Below are 19,225 nucleotides of genomic sequence, written 5' to 3' on the forward strand. Positions count from 1 at the left end.
TAGGGACCGCGCGCGGCAGTCACAATCCCGGTTTTCGGTCGAAAGCGACCGATCCGGGCCGGCCGCACCCCTTATGCTTCGGGGACGGCCTTGCCGCGATCGGCCAGGATCTCGTCAATGAGCCCCCACTCCTTGGCCTCTTCCGGGGACATGAAGCGGTCGCGTTCCAGCGCCTCTTCGACCTCGGCCAGGGTGCGGCCGGTGTGCTTGACGTAGATCTCGTTCAGCCGCTGCTTGAGCTTGGCGGTTTCCTGGGCGTGGATCAGGATGTCCGAGGCGGTGCCCTGGAACCCGCCCGAGGGCTGGTGGACCATGATCCGGCTGTTCGGCAGCGAATAGCGCGCGCCCTTTTCGCCTGCGGTCAGCAGCAGCGAGCCCATCGAGGCCGCCTGGCCGATCACCAGGGTCGAGATCCGCGGCCGGATATACTGCATGGTGTCATAGATCGACAGGCCCGCGGTCACGTATCCGCCGGGGCTGTTGATGTACATGCTGATGTCCTTGTTGGGGTTTTCCGCCTCGAGGAACAGCAGCTGGGCGCAGACCAGGGTGGCCATGCCGTCATGGACCGGGCCGGACAGGAAGATGATCCGTTCCTTGAGCAGCCGCGAGAAGATGTCATAGGCGCGTTCGCCCCGGCTGGTCTGTTCGACCACCATCGGAACGAGGTTGTTCATGTAGAATTCTGCCGGATCGTGCATCTGCGCCCTGTCGTTGCCTGATTTCGCCTGGTCTGATGGCGCGGTGCCTGATGCCGCGCCTGCCTGATTTCGATTCGCCACCGGACCCTGCCGACGGGTTCCCTCATACGGGCGAATGGTTGACAGAGTCTTAGTTACGGGCGACGTCGGCTGCAAGAGACGGGACGAATTGCGGGAAACCGGCTGATGCTGCTGATGGTGGGCTTGGGCAATCCGGGCGCAAGATATGCGGGAAACCGGCATAATGTCGGCTTCATGGCGGTGGACCGGATCGCTGCGGATCACGGCTTTTCGCCGTGGAGGCCGCGGTTTCAGGGGTCGGTCGCCGAAGGCCGGCTGGGGAACGCGCGGGTGACGCTGCTCAAGCCCGGCACTTTCATGAACCTGTCGGGCCAGTCGGTCGGCGAGGCGATGCGCTATCTGAAGCTGACCCCGGCCGAGGTGGTGGTCCTGCATGACGAACTCGACCTCGCCCCCGGCAAGGTCCGGGTCAAGCAGGGCGGAGGGCACGCCGGGCATAACGGACTGCGCTCGATCCACCAGCATCTCGGCGAGGCCTATGGCCGGGTCCGGATCGGGATCGGGCATCCAGGCCACAAGGACCGGGTGGCGGGCTATGTGCTGTCCGACTTCGCCAAGGCCGAGGCGGATCTGCTGGACGACATGATTCGCGGCATTTCCGACGGCGCGCCGGCGCTGGCCGAGGGCGACGCCGGGCGCTTTCAGAATGCCGTGGCGGCGCGGACGGCGCCGGCGCGCAACAGCGGCACGGCGCCGAGCGCCCCCGCGGGCGCCGCGACGCCCGCCCTGGTCAACAAGGCCCCCGAGCCCGCCCCCGAACCGCAGGGCCTTTCCGACAAGCTGCGCGCGCTTGGCGCGCGCTTTCGCTGACAGGAGGAGACATGGAACCGTCGCTCAACGTCCTTGGCACCGCGCTGGAGCCGTGTTCGGCGGACCCGCTGACCGGGTTCTACCGCAACGGCTGCTGCGACACGGGGCCCGAGGACCGGGGCAGGCACACGGTCTGCGTGGTCGTCTCGGCCGAATTTCTCGCCTTGTCGAAATATCTCGGCAACGACCTGTCGACGCCGCGACCGGAGTATCGCTTTCCCGGACTGAAACCCGGCGACCGCTGGTGCCTGTGCGCCGCGCGCTTCCTGCAGGCGGCGCAGGAATTCGCCGCGCCGCAGGTAGTGCTGGCGGCCACGCACATCCGCGCGACCGACATCGTGCCGCTGGAACTGCTGCGCGCCCATGCGGTTGACCGGGGCGCATGACCGCCTGACCGGGAGAGACCGCCGATGATCCGCCTGACCGCCGCTCTTCTCGCCGCCGCTCTTGTCGCCCCGCTGGCGCTGTCGGCGCAAGAGGTCGTTCCGATCCGGGCCGAGGACCAGGCCCGCCTGGACGGGCTGAATGCCGCCGCGGGCGAGGCGCTGCGGCAGGTGCTGGGGCAGGGAGACAGCCAGCAGATCGCCGATGCGACCCGTGCGCTGCGCGGTGCGGCGCAGGCCGCCGACAGCGACTCGGTGGCCGCGCTGGCGGGGGACTGGTCCTGCCGGATGACCAAGCTGGGCGGCAACCTGCCGGCGGTGTCCTATCCGCCCTTCCGCTGCCGCTTCGCGGCGATGGAGGGGGTGATGACCTTCGAGAAGCTCACCGGCTCGCAGCGCACGCGCGGCTTTCTGCGTAGCGACGGCGAGCGCGTCGTCTACCTGGGCTCGTCGTTCGTTCAGGGCGAGGAACCAAGGGCTTACGACGACTTCCCCGAAACCGTCGATCTTTCTGCCGGCGAGACGTTGCCCGATGTCGGGGTGCTGGAAGTCACCGGACCCGGCAGCGCGCGTATCCTGTTCCCGCGTCCCTATCGGGAGTCAGTCCTGAACGTGCTGACGCTGACCCGCTGAGCGGGCCGGACCGGGGCGCTGCACCGGACCCCGGGATATTTGGGACCGCCCAAAGCGCAGTGCCTCAGCCCGGGCCTCAGCCCGATATTTCAACGCCGAGGTGGCGGGCGACGGTGAAGATGTCCTTGTCGCCGCGGCCCGACAGGTTGACCACGATCAGATGCTCGCGGGGCAGGTCGGGGGCGATCCGGGCGACATGGGCGAGTGCGTGGCAGGGTTCCAGCGCCGGGATGATGCCCTCGGTCTCGCACAGCAGCGTAAAAGCGGCGAGCGCCTCGCTGTCGGTGGCGCTGACATATTCGGCGCGGCCGATATCGTGGAGCCAGGCGTGTTCGGGGCCGATGCCGGGATAGTCCAGCCCGGCCGAGATCGAATGACCCTCGAGGATCTGGCCCTCGGCGTCCTGCAGCAGATAGGTGCGGTTGCCGTGCAGCACGCCGGGGCGGCCGCCGGTCAGGCTGGCGCAGTGCTGCATGGTCGCGTCGACGCCCTTGCCGCCGGCCTCGACCCCGATGATGCGGACCGAGCGGTCGTCGAGGAACGGGTGGAACAGCCCCATCGCGTTCGACCCGCCACCGATCGCGGCGATCACGGTGTCGGGCAGGCGGCCCTCGGCCTCGGCCAGCTGGGCCTTGGTCTCGCGCCCGATGATGGTCTGGAAGTCGCGCACCATCGCCGGATAGGGGTGCGGGCCGGCGACCGTGCCGATGCAGTAGAAGGTGTCGCGGACGTTGGTGACCCAGTCGCGCAGCGCGTCGTTCATTGCGTCCTTCAGCGTCCCGCGGCCCGAGCGCACGGGGACCACCTCGGCCCCCAGCAGCTTCATGCGGAACACGTTGGGCTGCTGGCGTTCCACGTCATGGGCGCCCATGTAGACCACGCATTTCAGCCCGAACTTGGCGCAGACGGTGGCCGTCGCCACCCCGTGCTGCCCGGCGCCGGTCTCGGCGATGATCCGGGTCTTGCCCATCCGCCGCGCCAGCAGGATCTGGCCCAGCACGTTGTTGATCTTGTGGCTGCCGGTGTGGTTCAGTTCCTCGCGCTTCAGATAGACCGTCGCCCCGCCCAGCCGCTCGGTCAGCCGGTCGGCGCGATACAGCGGCGAGGGGCGGCCGACATAGTGTTTCCACAGGTCGTCCATCTCGGCGGCGAAGGCCGGGTCGGTCCTGGCCCTTTCGTATTCCGCCTGCAGGTCGAGGATCAGCGGCATCAGCGTCTCGCTGACGAACCGCCCGCCATGGATGCCGAAGCGGCCCTGGTCGTCGGGGCCGGTCATGAAGCTGTTGATCAGATCCTCGGCCATCGGCGCTCTCCTTCCGGGGTCAGAGCGGTTTCTTAAAGCCGATATGCGAGGGGGTAAAGCCGAGCCGGGCATAGAAGCGGTGCGCGTCGGTGCGGGTGGCGTTGGTGGTCAGCTGGATCAGCTGGCAGCCGGCGGCGCGGGCGCGGGCCTCGGCGTCGGCCATCAGCGCGGCGCCGAGGCCCCGGCCGCGCAGATCGGCGGCGACGCGGACTCCCTCGACGTGGGCGCGCCGGGTGGCGGTCAGCGACAGGCCCGAGATCAGCGTGAGCTGGTAGCGGGCGACGATGCGGCCGTCCTGTTCGGCGACGATCAGCCGGTTGCCGCCTTCGTCCTGCATGGCGTCGAAGGCGGCGAGATAGGGGGCGAGATCGGCGCTCTCGCGGCCGTGGCCCAGCACATCGTCGGCCAGCAGCGCGACGACGGCGGGCACGTCGACGCGGGTCGCCTCGCGCCAGATCACGGGGCGCCGGGTTCGCCGGCCGCCGCTGCGACTAAGGCGCGGATCAGGGCCGGGTCCTTGATCCCCGGCGCGCGTTCCACGCCCGACGAGACGTCCACCGCCTGCGCGCCGGTCAGCCGGATCGCCTCGGCAACGTTGCCGGGGGTCAGCCCGCCGGCCAGCATCCAGGGTTTGAGGAACCGCCGCCCGACCAGCAGTCGCCAGTCGAAGGCGATGCCGTTGCCCCCCGGCAGCGCCGCGCCAGGGGCGGGCTTGGCGTCGATCAGCAGCAGGTCGGCTGCAAGGCCGTAATCCCAGATCGCGTCCAGATCGGCGGCCGAGGCCACGCCCACCGCCTTCATCACCGGCAGCCCGGTGCGGGCCTTGACCGCCGCCACGCGGTCCGGAGTCTCGTGGCCATGCAGTTGCAGGATGTCCAGCGGCACCTCGGCCAGCACGCTGTCCAGCAGCGCGTCGTCGGGATCGACGAACAGCCCGACCCTGGCCATGCCGACCGGCACACGTGCCGCCAGCACCGCGGCGGTCGGTGTCGGGACGTGCCGGGGCGATCGGGGGAAGAAGACCAGCCCTGCGTAGCGCGCGCCGGCGTCGGCCGCGGCATCAACGTCCTCGGGCCGGGTCAGGCCGCAAATCTTGGCGACAGCACCCAAGGGAGGGGTGTCAGCGCGGCGCAGGCAGGGTGGTCTGCCCCGGCGCCGCCGGCGCAGGCGCCACACGGGGGGCGTCGAGGATCGCCAGCACCTCGTCGCGGGGCGCGGCATGGGTGGTGCGCAGTCCGCCGACCTCGCGTTCCAGCTGGCGCAGTTCAAAGGCGCGGCGGTTCGATTCCTGGCGCAGGTGGGATTCGCGCAGCCATTCCCAGATCAGACCCAGCACCATGCCGATCAGCAGCGACATCAGGATGACCAGGAACAGCGGCATCCGCGCCGACCAGGTGCCGCCAAGATACTGGCCGAACTGGCCCGGGAACAGGCTGACATCCACGATCTGGCGGTTGGCGAGTGCCACGGTCAGCAGCGAAATGGCCAGGACCGCGACGAACAGCATGCGAAGATAGCGCATAGATAGCTCCCTTTCGGCCTCGGGCCCCCCGCGGCCCCCCGGTTGTCCCGCAAGGGACTAGCCGCGCTCAGCCCTCGCTGTCCAGCCCGTTCAGCCGGTCGCGCAGCAGCTTTCCGGTCTTGAAGAACGGGACGTGCTTCTGCTCGACCTCGACGGCCTCGCCGGTGCGCGGGTTGCGCCCCATGCGCGCGTCGCGCCGTTTGACCGAGAAGGCGCCGAAGCCCCGCAGCTCGACCCGGTCCCCCCGGGCCATGGCCGCGATGATCTCGTCAAAGACCGTGGCCACGATGCGTTCGACGTCACGCTGGAACAGATGCGGGTTATCCTCGGCGATTTTCTGGATCAGTTCGGACCGGATCATGGCTAACCTGTTTTGTCGAATGTTCCGCGTCCCAGTGCACGGGACCCCGATGAGCGGGATCACAGAGGGCGGGTACGTTGATTTCCAACGCCACGCCGGCCGGATTGGTTTCAGAATTTTCTGGCAACCTCATGGGGCTGCACGCAAAAAGGCCGCCCCCGCGAAGGGGACGGCCCGGAATTTACGCCGAAAGCGGCCTCAGTTGCGGCTTTTCAACGCCGCGCCAAGGATGTCGCCCAGCGACGCGCCCGAGTCGGACGAGCCATACTGGTCGATCGCCTCTTTTTCCTCGGCGATCTCGCGCGCCTTGATCGACAGGCCCAGACGGCGGGTCTTGGTGTCGATGTTGGTCACGCGGGCATCGACGGTGTCGCCGACCGAGAAGCGCTCGGGGCGCTGGTCCTGGCGGTCGCGGGCCAGGTCCGAGCGGCGGATGAACGACTTGACGCCGTTATATTCCACCTCGATCCCGCCATCCTCGATCGCGGTCACGGTGACCGACACGACCGAGCCGCGCTTCACGCCATCGACTGCCTCGGTCATGGTGTCGTTTTCCAGGGCCTTGACCGAGAGAGAGATGCGCTCTTTCTCGACATCGACTTCCTGGACCACGGCCCGGACCATGTCGCCCTTGCGATAGTTCTGGATCGCGTCTTCGCCACGCTGGTCCCACGACAGGTCGGACAGGTGGACCATGCCGTCAATGTCGCCGTCCAGGCCCACGAACAGACCGAATTCGGTGATGTTCTTGACCTCGCCCTCGATGGGCGTGCCGGCGGGGTGGGTTTCGGCAAAGACTTCCCACGGGTTGCGCTGGGTCTGCTTGAGCCCCAGGCTGACGCGGCGCTTCTGCTCGTCGATTTCCAGCACCATCACGTCCACCTCTTGCGAGGTCGACACGATCTTGCCGGGGTGGACGTTCTTCTTGGTCCAGCTCATTTCCGAGACGTGGACCAGGCCCTCGATGCCGGCTTCCAGTTCCACGAAGGCGCCGTAGTCGGTGATGTTGGTCACCCGGCCCTTGTGGACCGACCCGATCGGGAACTTGTCGGCCACGGTGTCCCACGGATCGGACTGCAGCTGCTTCATGCCCAGGCTGATGCGGTGGGTGTCCTTGTTGATCTTGACGACCTGGACCTTGACGGTCTCGCCGATCGACAGGATCTCGGACGGGTGGTTGACGCGGCGCCAGGCCATGTCGGTGACGTGCAGCAGGCCGTCGACACCGCCCAGGTCCACGAAGGCGCCGTATTCGGTGATGTTCTTCACCACGCCGTCGACCACCTGACCCTCGGTCAGGTTCGAGATGACCTCGGCGCGCTGTTCGGCGCGGCTTTCTTCCAGGATGGCGCGGCGCGACACCACGATGTTGCCGCGGCGGCGGTCCATCTTGAGGATCTGGAACGGCTGCTTGAGACCCATCAGCGGGCCCGCGTCACGCACGGGGCGCACGTCCACCTGCGAACCCGGCAGGAACGCCACGGCGCCGCCCAGGTCCACGGTGAAGCCGCCCTTGACGCGGCCGAAGATGGCGCCGTCGACGCGCTCTTCCTTGGCATAGGCCTGCTCGAGCCGGTCCCACGCCTCTTCGCGGCGGGCCTTCTCGCGGCTGATCGAGGCTTCGCCGCGGGCGTTTTCCACGCGGTCCAGATAGACCTCGACCTCGTCGCCGATCTTGAGGCTGGCCTCTTCGCCGGGATTTGCGAATTCCTTGAGATCGACGCGGCCTTCCATCTTGTAGCCGACATCGATGATGGCCTGGCCCGCCTCGATGGCGATGACGCGGCCCTTGACGACCGAACCTTCGTCCGGGGTGTCGAGTTCGAAGCTTTCGTTCAGGAGGGCTTCGAATTCCTCCATGGTTGCGGCTTTTGCCATGCGGCTGTTCGATCCTTTGGTCACGGGTTACGGGCCGGGCGGTTGGCTCCGCCGGTCTGTTGATGCCTTCGGCAACGCGAAAGGGTCGCGGCATGATGCCCGACCCGGTCCGATGCGGCCTGTTATGGCCATGTCGCGTAAAGACTGGCGCGCCTATAGCCGGATTTCGCCCGGCTGGCAAGCCGCGGGGCCCGTGCAGGAAGGCCGCGGGGGTCAGGGTCCGGGCTGGGGCTGGGCGCGCTGGCGCCGCTGCGCCCACAGCGCGATCGCCAGCGCCACCATCATCATCACGGCAGCGGCGATGAAGGGCATGCCGGGGGCATAGATCGGGGTGTTCTCGCGGGTGAAGACGGCGAAGATCGTCGTCATGATCAGCGGCGAGATCCCCATCGCCACGGCGGCCACCGACCCCAGCACGCCCTGCAGCTCTCCCTGCTGGTCGTCGCGGGCGATGTTCGACATGATCTGCTGCAAGGCCGGCCCGCCCAGCCCGGCGATGGCGGCCAGCGGCGTAAATAGCAGCGCCGCCACCGGGTCGCGCACGACGCCATAGAACAGGAAAGCCACGATCTCGAGCGCGAAGCCCACGATCACCGTGCGCCAGACGCCAAAGCGCCGGATCGCCGGCCCGACCAGCACCCCCTGGACGAAGGCCATCGCGACGCCAAAGGCGGCCAGCGACAGGCCGATATGCAGCGGGTCCCAGCCGAAGCGGGCCTTGCCGAAGAAGCTCCAGACAGCCGGATAGACATAGCCCGCCAGGTTGAACAGCGCGAACACCGCCAGCAGCGGCAGCAGGCCGGGCAGCGAGCCGATAGCCGAGAACGATGCCAGCGGGTTGGCGCGGCGCCAGCTGAACGGGCGGCGGATGGACCGGGTCACGGTCTCGGGCAGGACGAACCAGCCGAACACCATGTTCGCCGCGGCCAGCCCCCCCGCGATCCAGAACGGCGCCCGCAGGTCAATGACCGAGGCGAGGCTGCCCAGCACCGGCCCCAGCACGAAGCCGACCCCGAAGGCAGCCCCGATCAGGCCGAAGTTGCGGCCCTTTTCCTCGGGCGTCGAGATGTCGGCCATGTAGGCGGCCGCGGTGGCGTGGGTTGCAGCCATGATCCCGCCGATGATTCGCCCGATCAGGATCAGCGTCACGGTGTGGGCAACGGCCAGCAGCACGTAGTCCATCGTCATCACGAACAGCGCCGTCAGCATGACCGGGCGCCGGCCATAGGCGTCCGAGAGGTTGCCGACGATGGGGCCGAATAGAAACTGCATCGCCGAATAGGCGGTGCCGAGGATACCGCCCCAGATCGCCGCGCCGGCGAGGTTCTGCCCGGTCAGTTCTTCCAGCAGGTCGGGCATCACCGGGAAGATCAGCCCCATGCCGGTCGCGTCGATCAGCACCGTCAGCAGCACGAAGATCCGCGCCGCGCGCCCGGCCTTGCGGCGGAAGGCGGCGCGGCGACGGTCGGCGCGGCTGCGGGGAAGGCTGGTCATCATCGGGCGGAGAGCTGCGTCGGGATGCTGGGCGTCATGGGGCGAGGGTCACGGGCTGATGTGGCACGGCGCAGCGCCGGACGGAAGATGGCCCAACTTGACGGGCATGGAACGTTCGCAACGGAACGCCCCCGGCGCGGTCGCGTTCCCGGCGCGTGACGGCCTCTGCGGGCTCAGCCCGTCGCCTGCCGCAGGCCGGCCAGCGCGGCTTCCAGCTCGGCCCTCAGTGCGCGGCGCTCCTCGGGGGCCAGGAAGGCACCCAGTTCGATCATGCGCGCCCCGTCGCTTAGGGTGAGGTAATCCTCCACCGGGCCATCGCTGTGCAGCGCCAGCCGCACCCAATAGGGGTTGCCCTGCCAGTGACGCGGCTTTCGGCCGGAATCGTGGCGGGTGACCCCCATCCGGTCGCGGGTCAGGGTGACCTCCTCGAACGGGCCGCCGCCGCGCCAGCCATGCTGGACCGCCCACCACAGCCCGACCAGCGCCGCAGCGGCGAAGGGCAGCAGCCCCCACATCACCGCCCGCCCGATCACCGCGACCAGCGGCAGCACCAGCGCCACCGCCGCCGCGCCGATCACCCAGGCAAACCCCTGCGGCGTCAGCGAGCGGTGGCGCCAGATCAGCAGCCGGCGCGCTTCGCCGCTGTCAGGCTGCCATTCATAGGGCATAGGGCCGTGACCCGAGCGGTTCCGAAAAGCGCAGCAGATAGCCGTCGGGATCGGCCACGACGAACTGCCGGACGCCGAGGTCCCGGTCGCCCGCGCGATACCATTTCTCTTCCACCGGCAGATGCAGCGCCGCGCCCTCCAGCGCCGCCAGCAGCGGGGCGACCGAGGGCACGGTGATTTCCAGGTTCATCCCGCGCCCGAAGGGGCGGTCCGCGGCGGTCAGGGTCGGATCGAAGGTCCGGCCGAACGGCAGCCCGTCGATCATCAGCTCCGCCTCGCCCAGGCGCAGGCAGGCGAAGTCGTCCTCGGGGCGGTCATATATGACCTGCCACCCCAGCCGCCGGTAGAAGGCCAGAGAGGCCGGGAAATCCGACACCGTCAGTTCGGGCACCAGCGCCGCCATGCCTTACCTCACATGAAAACGGCCCCGCATCGCTGCGGGGCCGCCAGGTCTGTCACGCGCTCAGTGGGCGCGGGCGTGGTCCCAGTCCTCGCGCTTGGGCAGCTGCTCGAACGTGTGCTCGGGCGGCGGCGAGGGCAGGGTCCATTCCAGCGTGTCGGCGTATTCGTTCCAGTAGTTGTTCTGGGTCACGCGCTGACCGGCAAACAGGGTGTAGAACACCACCCCGATGAACCACAGGAACGAGGCAAAGGCGATGTAGGCGCCGATCGACGAGATGTTGTTCCAGTAGGCGAACGCCTCGGGATAGTCGATGTAACGGCGCGGCATGCCCTGCTGGCCCAGGAAGTGCTGCGGGAAGAAGATCAGGTTCGACCCGATGAACATGGCGAAGAAGTGCAGCTTGCCCGCCCATTCCGGATACTGGCGGCCCGACATCTTGCCGATCCAGTAATAGACCCCGGCGAAGATCGCATAGACCGCGCCCAGGCTCATCACATAGTGGAAGTGGGCCACGACGTAATAGGTGTCGTGATAGACCCGGTCCAGCGGGGCCTGGCTCAGCACCACGCCGGTCACGCCGCCGACGGTGAACAGGAACAGGAAGCCGAAGGCCCACAGCATGGGCGTCTTGAACTCGATCGAGCCGCCCCACATCGTCGCGATCCACGAGAACACCTTGATGCCCGTGGGCACGGCGATCGTCATCGTGGCCAGCATGAAATAGGCCTGCTGGGTCAGCGACATCCCGGCGGTGTACATGTGGTGCGCCCACACGACGAAGCCCAGGATCGCGATGGCGGCCATCGCCAGAACCATCGGCAGATAGCCGAAGATCGGCTTGCGCGAGAAGGTCGAGATGACGTGGCTGATGATGCCAAAGCCCGGCAGGATGATCATGTAGACCTCGGGGTGCCCGAAGAACCACAGGATGTGCTGGTACAGCACCGGATCACCGCCGCCGGCGGGGTCGAAGAAATGGGTGCCGAAGTTGCGGTCCATCAGCAGCATGGTGATGGCGCCGGCCAGCACCGGCAGCGACAGCAGGATCATCCAGGCAGTGATGAACACCGACCAGGCGAACAGCGGCACCTTGAACAGCGTCATGCCCGGGGCGCGCATGTTCAGGAAGGTGGTGATGATGTTGATCGCGCCCAGGATCGACGAGGCGCCCGAGACGTGGACGGCGAAGATCGCGAGGTCCATCGAATAGCCGGCCTCGGTCGTCGACAGCGGCGGATACAGCACCCAGCCCACTCCCGAGCCGAGCTGGTCGTTGCCGCCCGGCGCCAGCAGCGAGGCGACACCCAGCGCGACGCCGGTGACATACAGCCAGTAGGAGAGGTTGTTCAGCCGCGGGAACGCCATGTCCGGCGCGCCGATCTGCAGCGGCATGAAGTAGTTGCCGAAGCCCCCGAACAGGGCCGGGATCACGACGAAGAACATCATCAGGACGCCGTGATAGGTGATCATCACGTTCCACAGATGCCCGTTTGGGGTGCAGACCTCGTCCGCGCCTGCGGCAATCAGCCGCGCGCCTTCCAGGCACATGTACTGCACGCCCGGATGCTGCAGTTCCATCCGCATGTAGACGGTGAAGCAGACCGAGATCAGGCCGACGATGCCGGCGGTGAACAGGTAAAGGACACCGATGTCCTTGTGATTGGTGGACATGAACCAGCGGGTGAAGAACCCGCGGGTGTCATGGTGCTCACCGTGGCCGTGAACGGCGGCGTCAGCCATGCGAATGCTCTCCTCAGAATCGGGACCGGCCCGGCTGGCGTGGCCGGCGGACTCGGATCCTTTCTAGGCGACCGATGGGAATGAGGCAATGCGTTCGGCACGGCGCCCGCCACAAAAGCCGGGCCAGATCACGGGTGCGGGCCGTCCATGAAAAGACCCCGGACCGCAGGGTCCGGGGTCGGGTTCCGCATCCGGCGCGGGCGCGCCCGCGCCGGGCGAGGATCAGTTGCTGGCCGGAGCGGCCGGCGTGGCGGCCGCCGGGGCCGCAGCGGCAGGCGCCGCAGCAGGCGCAGCGGCGGCCGGGGCGGCACCAGCCGCGGGGGCAGCGCCGGCGTCAGGCGAATGCTGGGTCAGGAAGGCGATGACGTCGGCCTGGTTCTTGTTCAGCTTGAAGGTCATCTTCGTCTTCAGCTTCGGGTCGCCGACCTTTTCCTCGACATACTTGTTGGGGTCGGTGATGTAGTGCTCCAGATCCTCCGGCGTCCACACCTCGCCGGCTTCACCCAGTTTGATCAGGGCCTCGGAGTACTTGAAGCCCTCTTCGGTCCCCGCCTTGCGGCCGACCACGCCGAAGAGGTTCGGCCCGGTCTTGCCGCCCTTGACGATGTCGGTGCCGTCGGGCGCCTGGATCATGTGGCAGGCCTTGCATTTCTTGAACTCGGCCTCGCCCTTCGCGGCATCGCCAGCGGCGGCGTCCTGGGCTGCGGCCGGCATGGCGAGGGCGAGCGTGGCAAGAGTGGCGTAGAGGCTGATCTTCATTGTGTCGTCCCTTCCTCAGGTCGGCAGGTTGGTCATTGCGCGGGGGCAGGCCCCTCGCTGATGCGCATAGCACGCGCTCGGCTGCTCAACACCAGCAAAAGTCAAATGGCTCCGTCAATCCGCAAAATGTCGCAGGAACGTGACCCTCAGCGCGTGATCCAGGTCGGCCATCGTCACCGGCAGGCCCAGGTCGACCAGGCTGGTGACGCCGTGGCCCGAAATACCGCAGGGCACGATGCCGGCGTAGTGGTCCAGGTCGGGTTCGACATTGACCGAGATGCCGTGAAAGCTGACCCAGCGGCGCAGCTTGATGCCGATGGCGGCAATCTTGTCCTCGCGCCCGGTGCCGTCGGGCAGGGGAGGCTTGTCGGGCCGCGCCACCCAGACGCCGACCCGGCCGTCGCGGATCTCGCCCCGGACCCCGAACTCGGCCAGCGCGTCGATCACCCAGGCTTCGAGCTGCTGGACGAAGGCGCGCACGTCGCGCCCGCGGCGGTTGAGGTCCAGCATCACATAGATCACCCGCTGGCCCGGGCCGTGATACGTGTATTGCCCGCCCCGCCCGGTCGGGAACACCGGAAACCGGCCCGGATCGGTCAGGTCCGCCGGCCGGGCGCTGGTCCCGGCGGTATACATCGGCGGGTGCTCGACCAGCCAGACCGCCTCGGGGGCGGTGCCGTCGAGGATCGCGGCGACCCGCGACTCCATGAAGGCGGTGGCAGCGGGATGCGCGACCAGGCCGGGGGTCACCAGCCAGTCCGGGCCGCCGGGGCCGAGGGGCATCGAGGTCGTGTCGGAGGTGGGCAGGGTCATGGCGATCCGATGCCGCGGCGGCGGCCGGGATGCAAGCGTCGCGCCGGGGCTGCCCGGTCGTCATGAGCGTCCTTCATCTTTCCGCTGAAGAACATGAATTTCCTTTCCCTCGCCCGCTGGCCTATACAGCATGGGCATCAGTCCGACCGGAGCCGTCCCCATGTCCCGCCTTTCGCCCGCTTTCGACGCCATCCGTCAGGCCGCGCGGCAGCGAATCCTGATCCTCGACGGCGCGATGGGGACCCAGATCCAGCAGCTCGGGCTGGGCGAGGGCGATTTCCTGGGTCATGGCGGGGCGCTGGCCGCCCGGATCGACAGCGACCATCCGCAGCAGGGCAACAACGACCTGCTGAACCTGACCCAGCCGCAGGCGATCGAGGCGATTCACCTGCGCTATGCGCTGGCCGGGGCGGATATCGTCGAAACCAACACGTTTTCCTCGACCTCCATCGCCCAGGCCGATTACGGGATGCAGGCGCGGGTCTTCGACCTGAACCGCGAGGGCGCGCGGCTGGCCCGGCAGGCGCTGGACAAGGCGACCGCCCAGGACGGCCGCCCGCGCTGGGTCGCCGGGGCGCTGGGGCCGACCAACCGCACCGCCTCGATCAGCCCCGACGTCAACAACCCCGGCTTCCGCGCGGTCAGCTTCGACGACCTGCGGCTGGCCTATACCGAACAGATCCAGGGGCTCGTCGCCGGGGGCGCCGACCTGATCCTGATCGAGACGATCTTCGACACGCTGAACGCCAAGGCCGCGATCTTCGCCGCCGAGGAGGTGTTCGCCAAGACCGGGCTGCGCTTGCCGGTGATGATCTCGGGCACGATCACCGACCTGTCGGGGCGGACGCTGTCGGGGCAGACGCCGACGGCGTTCTGGCACTCGGTCCGTCACGCGCGCCCGCTGACCATCGGGCTGAACTGCGCGCTGGGGGCGAACGCCATGCGCCCGCACCTGGCGGAGCTGTCGGCGGTGTCGGACACGCTGATCTGCGCCTATCCCAATGCCGGGCTGCCCAACGAGATGGGCGAATACGACGAATCCCCCGCCGCGATGGCCGCCCAGATCGCGGGCTTCGCCGACGAGGGGCTGGTCAACGTGGTCGGCGGCTGCTGCGGCTCGACCCCCGACCACATCGCCGAAATCGCTGCCATCGTGGCCGGCAAGGCGCCGCGCCAGGTGCCGGAGATCGCGCCCTTGCTGCGGCTGTCGGGGCTCGAGCCCTTCGTCAAGACCGCCGACATCCCCTTCGTGAACGTGGGCGAGCGCACCAACGTCACCGGCTCGGCCCGGTTTCGCAAGCTGATCACCGCGGGCGACTTTCCCGCCGCGCTGGACGTGGCCCGCGACCAGGTCGACAACGGCGCCCAGATCATCGACATCAACATGGACGAGGGGCTGATCGATTCGGTCGCCGCCATGACCACTTTCCTGAACCTGATCGCCGCCGAACCCGACATCGCCCGGGTGCCGGTGATGATCGACAGCTCCAAGTGGGAGGTGATCGAGGCCGGGCTGAAATGCTTGCAGGGCAAGCCGGTGGTGAACTCGATCTCGCTGAAAGAGGGCGAGGCGGCGTTCATGGAACAGGCCCGGCTGTGCCGGCTTTACGGCGCCGCGGTCGTGGTGATGGCCTTCGACGAGACCGGCCAGGCCGATACCGAGAACCGCAAGGTCGAGATCTGCACCCGCGCCTACGAGCTGCTGACCGGCGCCGGCTTCCCGCCCGAGGACATCATCTTCGACCCCAACATCTTCGCCGTGGCGACCGGGATCGAAGAGCACGACAATTACGGCAACGACTTCATCGGCGCGACCCGCCGGATTACCCAGTCGCTGCCGCATGTCCACGTCTCGGGCGGGGTGTCGAACCTCAGCTTCAGCTTCCGCGGCAACGAGCCGGTGCGCGAGGCGATGCACGCGGTGTTCCTGTATCACGCCATCCAGGCCGGGATGGACATGGGCATCGTCAACGCCGGCCAGCTGACCGTCTATGACCAGATCGACCCGGCGCTGCGCGAGGCCTGCGAGGACGTGGTCCTGAACCGCCGTGCCGAGGGCACCGAGCGGCTGCTGGACCTGGCCGAGCGGTTCAAGGGCGAGGGTGGGACCAGGGCCCGCGAAAAGGACCTGCGCTGGCGCGACTGGCCGGTGGACAAGCGGCTGGAACACGCGCTGGTCAACGGCATCACCGAGTATATCGTCGAGGACACCGAAGAGGCGCGGCTGGCCGCCGTGCGTCCCCTGCACGTCATCGAAGGCCCGCTGATGTCGGGCATGAACGTGGTCGGCGACCTGTTCGGGGCGGGCAAGATGTTTCTGCCGCAGGTGGTGAAATCGGCCCGGGTGATGAAGCAGGCCGTCGCGCACCTGCTGCCCTACATGGAGGCCGAAAAGTCCGAAGGCGGATCAAGTTCTGCCGGCAAGATATTGATGGCAACCGTGAAAGGTGACGTCCACGACATCGGCAAGAACATCGTGGGCGTCGTCCTGGCCTGCAACAACTACGAGATCATCGACCTCGGCGTGATGGTCCCGGCGACCAAGATCCTGGAAACCGCGCGGGCCGAAAGGGTCGACGCGATCGGGCTGTCGGGCCTCATCACCCCTTCGCTGGACGAGATGGTCCACGTGGCCTCCGAGATGGAGCGGGAGGGCTTCGACATTCCGCTGCTGATCGGCGGCGCGACGACCAGCCGGGTGCATACGGCGGTCAAGATCAACCCGCGCTACCGGGCCGGGCAGACGGTCTATGTCACCGACGCCAGCCGCGCGGTGGGTGTCGTGTCGAACCTTCTGGGCGACGAAAAGCTGAGCTATATCAGCAAGCTGCGGTCCGAATACGAGGAGGTTGCCGAACGCCACGCCCGTGGCAAGGGCGATCGCGACCGCCTGTCGCTGGAGGCAGCCCGCGCCAACGCGGTGCGGCTCGACTGGTCCGCCTATCAGGCGACCCGGCCGCAATTCACCGGCCCCCGTGTGGTGGGCGACTGGGACCTGGCCGAGATCGCCCGCTATATCGACTGGACGCCCTTCTTCCAGACCTGGGAGATGAAGGGCGTCTATCCCAAGCTGCTGGACGACCCGGCGCAGGGCGAGGCGGCGCGGGCGCTGTTCGCCGATGCGCAGGCGATGCTGGACCGGATCATCGCCGAAAACTGGCTGGCGCCCCGCGCGGTGGTGGGGTTCTGGCCGGCCAATGCGGTCGGCGACGACATCCGGCTGTGGGCGGACGACGATCGCAGGCAGCCTTTGGCCACGTTCCACACCCTGCGCCAGCAGGTGCCCAAGCGCGACGGCCGGCCGAACGTGGCGCTGGCCGACTTCGTGGCGCCGGAGGGGCTGCCCGATTGGGTCGGTGGCTTTGTCGTCACCGCGGGTGACGAAACCGCCCGCGCGCAAAGTTTCCGGGACGCGCATGACGATTTCTCGGCGATCCTGCTGCAGGCGCTGTCGGACCGCTTTGCCGAGGCGATGGCCGAGATGCTGCATGAACGGGTCCGGCGCGAGCTGTGGGGCTATGCCCCGGGGGAAACCCTGTCGAACGAACAGCTTGTGGCCGAAACCTATCGCGGCATCCGGCCCGCCCCGGGCTATCCCGCGCAGCCCGACCACACCGAGAAGCGCACCCTGTTCGACCTGCTGGGTGCGACCGAGGCGACGGGGGTGGAACTGACCGAGTCGATGGCGATGTGGCCGGGCTCGTCGGTGTCGGGCCTGTATATCGGCCACCCCGACGCCTACTACTTCGGCGTCGCCAAGGTCGAGGCCGACCAGGCCGCCGACTATGCCGCCCGGAAGGGCATGACCCTGGCCGAGGCTGAACGCTGGCTGGCGCCGGTGCTGAACTATATCCCCGGACGGGTGGTCGCGGCGGAATAACCCCTTTTCAAACAGCCTGCCCGCCGCTATGTCACGGCGGTCACGGAACGCGGTCGTGGCGGAATTGGTAGACGCGCAGCGTTGAGGTCGCTGTTCCTTAACCGGAGTGAAAGTTCGAGTCTTTTCGACCGCACCATGAACAAAAGGCGCCCCGGCAGATCACCGGGGCGCCTTTTTTTCAGGTCGGCTCGGGCAGGCGCAGGTCGATGATGCTGCCATCCGAGAACTGCAGGATCTCGATCCCGATCAGCTTGTCGGTGCCGTAGACGTCGATCACTTCGTTCCAGACGACGACCTGACCCTGCTGGCGGTCGATCGACCAGTGCGATTGCGGCCCCCACAGGATCACCGTGTCGATCCCCGCGTCGCCATTGACGATGTCATCATTGCCGCCGTTCAGGATCATGTCGTTCCCGGCACCGGCCATGATGGTGTCACGGAACTGCTCGCCATTGATCCAGTCGTCGCCGTCGCCGCCCTCGATGGTGTCAAATCCCAGCCAGCCCTGGATCGAATCGTTGCCGGCGCCGCCCCGCAGCAGGTCGTCCCCCGCATCCCCCCACAGGCCGTCGTCGCCGATCCCTGCCTCCAGCGTGTCGCGGTGGTCGCCGCCCCGCAGCGAATCGTTGCCGCCCGCCGCGATCAGCACGTCGCTGCCCGCGCCGCCGTCCAGCGAGTCGGCCCCGTCACCCGAAATCAGGGTGTCACTGCCCTCGCCTCCGTCCAGCAGGTTGGCGCCGGCCTCGGCGCGCAGATTGTCGTTGCCGAGGCCGCCGCGCAGCGTGCTGTCGGCCCCGGTCACCCGGACGCTGTCGTTCTGGTTCGATCCAATCAGCTTCAGGCCGCCCAGGGTCCATGTCACGCTGACGGCAGTCTGGTAGCTGTATCCCCCGATCACCGTCAGCCCGGACAGGTCCAGCGTGGTGGCCCCGGTGGCGTCGACGACCAGATCGCCGGTGCGCCAGTAGGTCAGCCCGTCGCTGATCCGCGCCTCGCCGGTCGCCGCATCCGTCGTGATCCCGATCGCGCTGACCAGCCGGGTCGGCGTCGCCGTGACCCGCAGCGTATCGCCGTCCATCACCGCCTCGCTCAGCCAGCCCGAGCCAACATACACGGTCCGGTCGCTGGTCTGGATGATCTCGACACCGGTCAGCTGGTCGGTGCCTTCACCGGCGACGCGCAGCCGGTCGCCCTGCTGCGCGAGGATCAGCTGATCGTAGCGCAAGGCATACCTCACCGTGTCGAAGCCCACGCCGCCATCGACGGTATCGTTGCCGGCGCCGGGGACCAGGTTGTCGCTGCCGTTCTCGCCCAGGATCAGATCGTTGCCGTTACCGCCGTCGAGTGCGTCGTCGCCCTCGCCCCCATGCAGGACATCGTCCTGACCATCGCCGAATAGCAGGTCGTCCGCAGACGCACCGATCAGCGTGTCGTTGCCAAGATTGCCGCGGAAATGCGCCCCCCGTTCGCCCGGGCGATCGGCGAGGCGGATATGTTCGTTGCCGTCCGATCCGTGGATCTGCCCCTGCGGGCTGACGACGACCAGCTGCATCGGCACCGGCCCGGTGCTGGACACGTTCACGATCCCCAGCCGCTCATAGACGGCGCCATGCCCGACAGCGGTTCCGTCATGGCCGACCCACCAGCGGATATAGGGGTTTTCCCGCCAGAACGTCAGCGTGACGACGGGGTTCTCGCCCGGCTGGATATCTCCGCGGACGCTGGCGTAACCGTCGGTCGTAACGGGCATGGACCTGACCTCCTTGGCTGGCATCTGCCGCACCATGAACGATCCT

At 67.9% G+C, this 19,225-nt stretch carries 18 protein-coding genes and 1 tRNA gene; 5 read left to right on the plus strand and 14 right to left on the minus strand.

Going from position 1 to position 19,225, the window contains the following annotated elements:
* Window positions 1–71: 71 nt before the first annotated feature.
* Complete coding sequence (locus tag IC63_RS00515) at window positions 72–701, minus strand: ATP-dependent Clp protease proteolytic subunit (RefSeq protein WP_036715909.1); 630 nt, start codon at window positions 699–701, stop codon at window positions 72–74.
* Between the two features lie 186 nt (window positions 702–887).
* On the opposite strand from IC63_RS00515, the gene pth reads away from it, so the two are divergent.
* Genes pth through IC63_RS00530 form a run of 3 tightly spaced genes read left to right on the plus strand, consistent with a single transcriptional unit; the run spans window position 888 to window position 2,608 of the window.
* Entirely contained in the window at window positions 888–1,592 is a 705-nt protein-coding gene (pth, locus tag IC63_RS00520) for an aminoacyl-tRNA hydrolase (protein ID WP_036715911.1), read from the plus strand.
* An 11-nt stretch (window positions 1,593–1,603) separates the two neighbouring features.
* Window positions 1,604–1,978 (plus strand): DUF2237 family protein, encoded by a 375-nt coding sequence (locus IC63_RS00525; protein ID WP_036715912.1) that lies wholly within the window; start codon window positions 1,604–1,606, stop codon window positions 1,976–1,978.
* A 24-nt stretch (window positions 1,979–2,002) separates the two neighbouring features.
* On the plus strand, window positions 2,003–2,608 hold the full coding sequence (locus IC63_RS00530; protein ID WP_036715914.1) for a DUF4893 domain-containing protein: 606 nt from the start codon (window positions 2,003–2,005) through the stop codon (window positions 2,606–2,608).
* A gap of 76 nt (window positions 2,609–2,684) precedes the next feature.
* Here IC63_RS00530 and trpB read toward each other — a convergent pair whose 3' ends face one another.
* From trpB to lipB, 12 genes are all read right to left on the minus strand, one after another.
* Window positions 2,685–3,911 carry a tryptophan synthase subunit beta gene (trpB, locus tag IC63_RS00535; protein WP_036715917.1) on the minus strand — a complete coding sequence of 409 codons (1,227 nt, stop codon included), beginning with the start codon at window positions 3,909–3,911 and terminating at the stop codon, window positions 2,685–2,687.
* Between the two features lie 19 nt (window positions 3,912–3,930).
* On the minus strand, window positions 3,931–4,371 hold the full coding sequence (locus tag IC63_RS00540) for a GNAT family N-acetyltransferase (protein WP_036715918.1): 441 nt from the start codon (window positions 4,369–4,371) through the stop codon (window positions 3,931–3,933).
* Entirely contained in the window at window positions 4,368–5,021 is a 654-nt protein-coding gene (locus IC63_RS00545; RefSeq protein WP_036715920.1) for a phosphoribosylanthranilate isomerase, read from the minus strand. The genes IC63_RS00540 and IC63_RS00545 overlap by 4 nt, the downstream gene beginning before the upstream one ends.
* A gap of 10 nt (window positions 5,022–5,031) precedes the next feature.
* Window positions 5,032–5,433, minus strand: a complete 402-nt coding sequence (locus tag IC63_RS00550) for a LapA family protein (RefSeq protein WP_036715921.1) — start codon at window positions 5,431–5,433, stop codon at window positions 5,032–5,034.
* Between the two features lie 67 nt (window positions 5,434–5,500).
* Entirely contained in the window at window positions 5,501–5,794 is a 294-nt protein-coding gene (gene ihfB / locus IC63_RS00555) for an integration host factor subunit beta (protein WP_036715923.1), read from the minus strand.
* 198 nt (window positions 5,795–5,992) lie between these two features.
* Window positions 5,993–7,672 carry a 30S ribosomal protein S1 gene (gene rpsA, locus IC63_RS00560; RefSeq protein WP_036715926.1) on the minus strand — a complete coding sequence of 560 codons (1,680 nt, stop codon included), beginning with the start codon at window positions 7,670–7,672 and terminating at the stop codon, window positions 5,993–5,995.
* A gap of 213 nt (window positions 7,673–7,885) precedes the next feature.
* Window positions 7,886–9,169 (minus strand): MFS transporter, encoded by a 1,284-nt coding sequence (locus tag IC63_RS00565; protein WP_232222459.1) that lies wholly within the window; start codon window positions 9,167–9,169, stop codon window positions 7,886–7,888.
* A 170-nt stretch (window positions 9,170–9,339) separates the two neighbouring features.
* Window positions 9,340–9,834, minus strand: a complete 495-nt coding sequence (locus IC63_RS00570) for a DUF2244 domain-containing protein (RefSeq protein ID WP_036715929.1) — start codon at window positions 9,832–9,834, stop codon at window positions 9,340–9,342.
* Window positions 9,824–10,237, minus strand: coding sequence for a bleomycin resistance protein (locus IC63_RS00575; protein ID WP_036715931.1), 414 nt, complete (start codon window positions 10,235–10,237; stop codon window positions 9,824–9,826). The genes IC63_RS00570 and IC63_RS00575 overlap by 11 nt, the downstream gene beginning before the upstream one ends.
* 60 nt (window positions 10,238–10,297) lie before the next feature.
* Complete coding sequence (locus IC63_RS00580; RefSeq protein ID WP_036715933.1) at window positions 10,298–11,977, minus strand: cytochrome c oxidase subunit I; 1,680 nt, start codon at window positions 11,975–11,977, stop codon at window positions 10,298–10,300.
* 222 nt (window positions 11,978–12,199) lie between these two features.
* Window positions 12,200–12,736, minus strand: coding sequence for a c-type cytochrome (locus IC63_RS00585; protein ID WP_036715937.1), 537 nt, complete (start codon window positions 12,734–12,736; stop codon window positions 12,200–12,202).
* 114 nt (window positions 12,737–12,850) lie between these two features.
* Window positions 12,851–13,519 (minus strand): lipoyl(octanoyl) transferase LipB, encoded by a 669-nt coding sequence (gene lipB, locus IC63_RS00590; protein ID WP_036716126.1) that lies wholly within the window; start codon window positions 13,517–13,519, stop codon window positions 12,851–12,853.
* Between the two features lie 190 nt (window positions 13,520–13,709).
* Between lipB and metH the strand changes: the two genes are divergently transcribed.
* Both metH and IC63_RS00600 read left to right on the plus strand, forming a co-directional pair.
* Window positions 13,710–17,429 (plus strand): methionine synthase, encoded by a 3,720-nt coding sequence (gene metH / locus IC63_RS00595; protein WP_036715939.1) that lies wholly within the window; start codon window positions 13,710–13,712, stop codon window positions 17,427–17,429.
* A 49-nt stretch (window positions 17,430–17,478) separates the two neighbouring features.
* Window positions 17,479–17,565, plus strand: a tRNA-Leu gene (locus tag IC63_RS00600).
* 42 nt (window positions 17,566–17,607) lie between these two features.
* On the opposite strand, the gene IC63_RS00605 is transcribed toward IC63_RS00600, so the two are convergent.
* Window positions 17,608–19,179 (minus strand): calcium-binding protein, encoded by a 1,572-nt coding sequence (locus tag IC63_RS00605; protein WP_198026209.1) that lies wholly within the window; start codon window positions 19,177–19,179, stop codon window positions 17,608–17,610.
* Window positions 19,180–19,225 lie beyond the last annotated feature (46 nt).

The organism is Paracoccus sphaerophysae (assembly GCF_000763805.1).
Classification (GTDB): domain Bacteria; phylum Pseudomonadota; class Alphaproteobacteria; order Rhodobacterales; family Rhodobacteraceae; genus Paracoccus; species Paracoccus sphaerophysae.

Coding starts and splice junctions, on each gene's coding strand:
- IC63_RS00515 (WP_036715909.1), bottom strand. CDS start 701: ATGCACGATCCGGCAGAATTCTACATGAACAACCTCGTTCCGATGGTG.
- IC63_RS00525 (WP_036715912.1), top strand. CDS start 1,604: ATGGAACCGTCGCTCAACGTCCTTGGCACCGCGCTGGAGCCGTGTTCG.
- IC63_RS00550 (WP_036715921.1), bottom strand. CDS start 5,433: ATGCGCTATCTTCGCATGCTGTTCGTCGCGGTCCTGGCCATTTCGCTG.
- ihfB (WP_036715923.1), bottom strand. CDS start 5,794: ATGATCCGGTCCGAACTGATCCAGAAAATCGCCGAGGATAACCCGCAT.
- IC63_RS00580 (WP_036715933.1), bottom strand. CDS start 11,977: ATGGCTGACGCCGCCGTTCACGGCCACGGTGAGCACCATGACACCCGC.
- metH (WP_036715939.1), top strand. CDS start 13,710: ATGTCCCGCCTTTCGCCCGCTTTCGACGCCATCCGTCAGGCCGCGCGG.
- IC63_RS00585 (WP_036715937.1), bottom strand. CDS start 12,736: ATGAAGATCAGCCTCTACGCCACTCTTGCCACGCTCGCCCTCGCCATG.
- IC63_RS00570 (WP_036715929.1), bottom strand. CDS start 9,834: ATGCCCTATGAATGGCAGCCTGACAGCGGCGAAGCGCGCCGGCTGCTG.
- IC63_RS00530 (WP_036715914.1), top strand. CDS start 2,003: ATGATCCGCCTGACCGCCGCTCTTCTCGCCGCCGCTCTTGTCGCCCCG.
- pth (WP_036715911.1), top strand. CDS start 888: ATGCTGCTGATGGTGGGCTTGGGCAATCCGGGCGCAAGATATGCGGGA.
- rpsA (WP_036715926.1), bottom strand. CDS start 7,672: ATGGCAAAAGCCGCAACCATGGAGGAATTCGAAGCCCTCCTGAACGAA.
- lipB (WP_036716126.1), bottom strand. CDS start 13,519: ATGCCCCTCGGCCCCGGCGGCCCGGACTGGCTGGTGACCCCCGGCCTG.
- IC63_RS00575 (WP_036715931.1), bottom strand. CDS start 10,237: ATGGCGGCGCTGGTGCCCGAACTGACGGTGTCGGATTTCCCGGCCTCT.
- IC63_RS00605 (WP_198026209.1), bottom strand. CDS start 19,179: ATGCCCGTTACGACCGACGGTTACGCCAGCGTCCGCGGAGATATCCAG.
- IC63_RS00565 (WP_232222459.1), bottom strand. CDS start 9,169: ATGATGACCAGCCTTCCCCGCAGCCGCGCCGACCGTCGCCGCGCCGCC.
- trpB (WP_036715917.1), bottom strand. CDS start 3,911: ATGGCCGAGGATCTGATCAACAGCTTCATGACCGGCCCCGACGACCAG.